Annotated in this window: 6 protein-coding genes; all 6 read left to right on the top strand. The window is 64.9% G+C overall.

Annotated elements, in window-relative coordinates; all coding sequences use genetic code 11:
- Positions 1-424 (top strand): aldehyde dehydrogenase family protein (locus tag EN939_RS21455; protein WP_127269570.1); only part of this gene is annotated, 424 nt, incomplete at its 5' end.
- 16 nt (positions 425-440) lie between these two features.
- Positions 441-1,244, top strand: coding sequence for an N-formylglutamate amidohydrolase (locus tag EN939_RS21450; protein WP_164748798.1), 804 nt, complete (start codon positions 441-443; stop codon positions 1,242-1,244).
- A 71-nt stretch (positions 1,245-1,315) separates the two neighbouring features.
- Positions 1,316-1,900 (top strand): helix-turn-helix domain-containing protein, encoded by a 585-nt coding sequence (locus EN939_RS21445; RefSeq protein WP_127269568.1) that lies wholly within the window; start codon positions 1,316-1,318, stop codon positions 1,898-1,900.
- 158 nt (positions 1,901-2,058) lie between these two features.
- Positions 2,059-2,784 (top strand): ABC transporter ATP-binding protein, encoded by a 726-nt coding sequence (locus EN939_RS21440; RefSeq protein ID WP_127269567.1) that lies wholly within the window; start codon positions 2,059-2,061, stop codon positions 2,782-2,784.
- A 42-nt stretch (positions 2,785-2,826) separates the two neighbouring features.
- The gene (locus EN939_RS21435) at positions 2,827-3,981 is read left to right on the top strand and encodes an ABC transporter substrate-binding protein (protein ID WP_127269566.1); all 1,155 of its coding nucleotides are present in this window, start codon (positions 2,827-2,829) and stop codon (positions 3,979-3,981) included.
- Between the two features lie 46 nt (positions 3,982-4,027).
- Positions 4,028-4,710: ABC transporter ATP-binding protein (locus tag EN939_RS21430; protein ID WP_206528315.1), on the top strand; the 683-nt coding region annotated here is incomplete at its 3' end.

Below are 4,710 nucleotides of genomic sequence, written 5' to 3'. Positions count from 1 at the left end.
GGCAGGAGCCCGGCGCCTGATGCCGCGAGACGGAACGCTCAAGGCCTCTGGTCTTGGCGCCGCCTATGTCGCGCCGGAAGTGCTGGTGGGTGTCGATCACAGCATGCGGATCATGCGCGACGAACTGTTCGGGCCGGTGGCCTGCATCCAGTCCGTCGGCAGCGATGACGAGGCGATCGGCCTGATGAACGACAGCGATTTCGGCCTCAGCGCCTCGATCTGGACCACAGATATCGAGCGCGGCGTGGCGCTGCTCGACGAGGTCGAGGCCGGTACCGTCTATCTCAATCGCTGCGACCACGCCGACCTGCATCTACCCTGGGGCGGCATCAAGAATTCCGGCCTCGGCCGCACCAATGGCCGCGCCGGCCTGGCGGAGGCGACAGCGGCCAAGGCCTATCATGTCCGCTCCGTCATCGGCTGATCCGGAGGACGGCCCGGTGAGCGCCGCGAGCCTTGCAGAGCTTGATGAGAGAGCAGTCGCCGCGCTGGCCGCCGCCAGTGTCGAGCGGCTGCGGATCGAGGCGGCGAGCCCCTATCTGCTGATCGCCGAACATGCGGGCAATCTGGTGCCCGCGCCATGGCATGACCTTGGCCTCGCAGCACCCTATCTCGGCACGCATTTCGCCGTCGACATCGGCATCGATGCCTTGACGCGCCGGCTGTCGCAGACATTGCGGGCGCCGGCCGTGGTCGCGCATTATTCGCGGCTGTTCCTCGACTACAACCGGCCTGCCGGCGAATGGGACTTCATGCGCCCGGATCTCGGCGGCATTCCGGTGCCTGGCAATCTCGCGCCCGATGCAGTCGATGTCAGGCTGCGCAAGATGATCGCCTGGGCGCCGGTCGAACAGGCTGTTATCGACGCCGCGGCTGGCCGGCAGGCGCTGATCTCGGTGCATTCCTTCACCCCGGTGATGGGCGGCGTCAGGCGCAATGTCGACATCGGCGTCCTGTGGCGGGAGCAGTCCCCCTTCGTCACCTCGGTGTTGAAAACGCTTGGCGCGCGGGGCGCCGAGGCCGGGTTGAGGATCGGCGACAACGAGCCGTATGACTGGCGTCAGGCAGTTGGCTACACGCTGAACCGGCACGGGTTGGAGCAGGGCAGGCCTTGCCTTTATCTCGAAGTCCGCAACGACCTGCTTTCCGATCCGGAAACATTCGAGCTCGTCAGCCGCACGCTAGAAACCGTATTTGCCACCGTTGCGATGTCGTTATGGCCGAAACCAGCCGTAGCCGTCTAAAGGCTGGACGCCCCCGAGGCGCGCCGCTAGAGCTTGTCGAATTGGAAACACGACAGCCAAGGGCGCGGGTGATGCAGGGCAATGTGGGTAGCAAGATCCGCGATGCGCGCAAGGAGCGGAACATCACGCTGCGCGATCTCAGCGAACGCTCCGGCCTTTCGGTTTCGCAATTGTCGAAACTGGAGAACGGCAAAGCCCGGCTGACGGTCGACGTCGCACTGATGATCGCCGGCGTGCTGCATGTGCCGGTGGCCTCCTTCCTGTTCAGCCCGAAGCCGGGCATGCAGGCGCGGCGCTCGATCACGCGCGCCGGCAGCGGCATCCTGCACCAGGGCAACGCAATGGAATTCGAGGTCCTGTGCAGCGATTTTCGCGACAAGACCAACATTTTCTGGCGTGTCACGCTGCGCGCGAAGAGTTTTGAGGAGAACGGTGGCTGGCGCAGCCATTCGGGCGAGGAGTTCATCCACGTGCTGAGCGGCAGCCTGGAACTGCACACGATCCATTATGATCCAACCGTGCTGCAGCCGGGCGACAGCATCCTGTTCGATGGCGAAATGCAGCACGCCTATATCGCGCTGGGCGAAGAGCAGGTGATCATGCTGATGTCGAACACAGTGCCGCGCGACGGGCTGCCGGCCGGCGCCGGGGTCTGATCCCGGCCTGACTGGAATCCGGGCCCGAAAGTTTGGGGCCTCTCAAGAATATTTTCTAAAATGGAAAAAAATACTTGTTATGGAAAAGTCCGGGGTCTAGCATCCTGTTCACCGGCCGACAGGAGAAATAGCCATCGGCCGGATGGGAGATGGAACCGATGCTGTCGGTTGAGGCAGTCAGCAAGACCTTTGGCGGCGTGCAGGCGTTGCGCAGTGCCTCGCTGGCCTGCGAGGCCGGCGAAATCCTCGGCCTGATCGGCCCCAATGGCGCCGGCAAATCCACTCTGGTCAACGCCATCTCCGGCGTGCTCAAGCCGGACACCGGCAGTGTGAGGCTGGCGGGCAAGGAGATCACCGGCCACGGTCCTGAGCATTGCGCGCGGGCCGGCGTCGCGCGTACGTTCCAGACCATCCGGCTGTTCAAGGATTTGACCGTCCGGCAGAATGTCGAGGTCGCCCATATCACCTGCCAGGCGGTTCGGCCGGAAGCGGCGGCACGCATCGGCGTCGATCAACTGCTTGCGCAATATCAGCTGGATGGCTTCGCCGACGTTCCGGCCGGCACGCTGTCCTATGGCAGCCAGCGTCGGCTCGAAATCGCCCGCGCGCTGGCGTTGGGCCCATCGTTGCTGCTGCTCGACGAGCCGGCGGCCGGCCTCAACGAAGGCGAGTCCGAGACATTGGCGGTAGCGATCGAGGGCATTCGCAGGGATGTCGGCTGCGCGACCATCGTCATCGATCACGATTTGCGATTCATCAACCGGCTTTGCGACCGGCTCTGCGTCATGGATCAGGGCCAGGTGATCGCGTCCGGGCAAACCGAAGCGGTGTGGCGCGATCCGCGCGTCATCGAGGTTTATGTCGGGCAGTCCGAGACATCGTGACGGCGCCCTAAGCGCCAACAACAAGGGAGAAGGAGGGGTCAAATGGAGAAGATGATTTTGGGGGCCGCGGTCGTGGCGGCGGGGCTTTTGCAGGTGACGCATGCCGGTGCCGCCGATCTGAAGATCGGGCTCGCGGTGGCAATGACCGGCACCTACGCACCCTACAGCGAGGCCGAAGGGGCGCGCTGCATGGCCGACAAATTGAACAAGGCCGCAGGCGCCGGCGATCCCAAGGTCGAGCTGATGATCGAGGACAACCGCTCCGATCCGCAGCTTTCGGTGTCGCTCGGCCAGAAATTCCTCGATGCCGGCGCCCAGGTCATCACCGGCGTGCCGTTCCCGGATGCGCTGATCCCGACAGCGCAGATCGCCGCGCCCTATGGTGCCACTGTATTCTCGGCGCCGAACACGCAGCTTGAGATGCAGCAGGCCGGCCTCGACAATTTCATTGCCGGCGCGGTGCCGGATCCGATCAATGCGGCAGCGACCGCCAATGCGCTCTACGGCAAGGGCGCGCGTACCGTGGCGCTGATGGTCTCGCCCGATGCAGGCTCTTATTCCGAAAAGCTGCCGGAATGGTTCGGCGAGGTGTTCGAGCATCTCGGCGGCAAGGTCGTCTCCAAGCTCAACTATTCCTGGGGCACATCAGACTGGTCGCCGCAGATCGCTAGCATCAAGGCGTTGCCGCAGAAGCCGGACGCCATCCACATCTGCGGCGTGCTGCCCGATGTCGGCATTTTCATCCGCCAGCTGCGCGCCAATGGCTATGACGGTTGGGTGGCCGGCTGCGATGCCTTCGACGACAAGTCGCTGGAAGGCACCGTGGGTGATCCGGCATCGCTGGAGAAGGTGATGTTCGCCACCCATGGCGCGACCGGCGTCGACAGCCCGATCGACAAGTTCCTGGCCCAGTGCAAGGCCGACGGCTACAAGATCAACGGCATCTTCGACGCGCTTGGCGCCGACATGGTGCAGATCAGCTACGAGGCGGCGAAGAAGTCCGGCACGGTCGAGCCCGCCGCCTTGCGCGAGGCGATCCGCGCGCCGGGCGGCTATCCCGGCACCACGGCGCCGGTCATATCCTTCGCCGAGAAGAAGGGTTATCCGGTCAAGGCCGTGCCGGTGATGGGGTTTGCGAACGGCAAGCGGGTGCTGATCACCGACACGCCGCCGACCTTCGTTCCGGCGCTGAACTGACGGGCAGCGAGCGATGACGGATCGAGACTTCGGTGCAGACCTCGTCGTGCTGAGCGTCGACAATCTGGTCGTCCGCTACGGCGCGGTGAGCGCGGTGCGCGACCTCAGCTTGAAGGTCGGGCGGGGCGAACTCGTCGCCCTGCTCGGCCCCAACGGCGCCGGCAAGAGCTCGACCATCAACGCGCTGACCGGCCTGGTCACGCCGGTTTCCGGCCGCGTCGTTCTCGACGGCCAGGACATTTCGCGTGTCCGCACCGAGGACCGCATTCGCGCCGGCCTGACCTCCACCCCCGAAGGCCGGCACATCTTCGCCAATCTGACGGTCGGCGAGAACCTTCGGCTTGGCGCGGCGATACGGCGCGATCCCAAGGGCGTGCGCCAGGACATCGAGCGCTTCCTGGCCTTGTTTCCGGTGCTTTCCGAACGCTACGGGCAGGCGGCCGGCACGCTATCGGGTGGCGAGCAGCAGATGTTGGCCATCGCCAGATCGCTGATGTCGCGGCCGAAGCTTTTGCTGCTCGACGAGCCGTCGCTGGGACTGGCGCCGAAGATCGTCGTGCAGATCTTCGATTTCATCGGCGAGCTGAAGGCGGAAGGGCTGACGCTGCTGGTGGTCGAGCAGAACGCCAGGCAGGCATTGCGCTTCGCCGACCGCGTCTATGTCGTCAGCGCCGGCACGCTTCGCCACAGCGGGCCGCCATCCCGCCTTGCCGACGAACACGGTCTCTT

The sequence above is a fragment of the Mesorhizobium sp. M7A.F.Ca.CA.002.05.1.1 genome, from assembly GCF_003998335.1.
Lineage (GTDB): Bacteria > Pseudomonadota > Alphaproteobacteria > Rhizobiales > Rhizobiaceae > Mesorhizobium.
The sequence above is the reverse complement of the archived record's forward strand: the minus strand, read 5'-3'. Positions and strand labels throughout refer to the sequence as shown.

Excerpts from the sequence above, each read along its gene's own strand:
- EN939_RS21445 (WP_127269568.1), top strand. The coding sequence starts at position 1,316 with ATGCAGGGCAATGTGGGTAGCAAGATCCGCGATGCGCGCAAGGAGCGG.
- EN939_RS21440 (WP_127269567.1), top strand. The coding sequence starts at position 2,059 with ATGCTGTCGGTTGAGGCAGTCAGCAAGACCTTTGGCGGCGTGCAGGCG.
- EN939_RS21435 (WP_127269566.1), top strand. The coding sequence starts at position 2,827 with ATGGAGAAGATGATTTTGGGGGCCGCGGTCGTGGCGGCGGGGCTTTTG.